Here is a 517-nt window from a genome sequence, read left to right on the forward strand (position 1 = left end):
GGTATCTACGAACGACAAGACCAAGGACTGCGGACTGGACACGCCCTACAGTAAATAGTCGCTTATAGCCCTGACTTTCACTTTGCTTTGTTAATAGCCTTGTCAGATTGTAACCAACTCTCATGTCGGCAATTGCGCGGTTCTTCTCTTTGAGATGCAACCCGTAGAAGTCAGTGTTTTTCTTAATGTCTTGCAGTGCTTGTTTTATTTTGATTGGATGGTTGTCATTGATTAAAAGTCTTTCAACTGAATCGTCATATAGGTTCGCATATTCAAGTATAGCATCTCCTATATGCTGTCCCGCGTCATCAATATCTGTGCTGATTATGATTTGGTCTGCTTCTTTAAGTTTTCTCACCACTACATCAAGCTGTTTCTTGGTCTTTGGTTTTGGCTTGTACTCAACAGGCCATTGGATCGGTAAGTGGCTTAGTGACCATTGTTTATAGTGGTCATTGTGGTTTTCCGGATCGGTAAGCTGCAGCAGGTGGCCAACACACCACGTCACACTAATATC

At 42.7% G+C, this 517-nt stretch carries 1 protein-coding gene; it reads right to left on the reverse strand.

Annotation, left to right across the window (positions count from 1 at the left end; all coding sequences use genetic code 11):
• On the reverse strand, positions 1-517 hold a 517-nt coding region (locus GCE9029_RS25590), incomplete at both ends, for a DNA topoisomerase (RefSeq protein ID WP_231870205.1).

Origin of the sequence: Grimontia celer (assembly GCF_900055185.1) — a bacterium.
GTDB lineage: Bacteria > Pseudomonadota > Gammaproteobacteria > Enterobacterales > Vibrionaceae > Enterovibrio > Enterovibrio celer.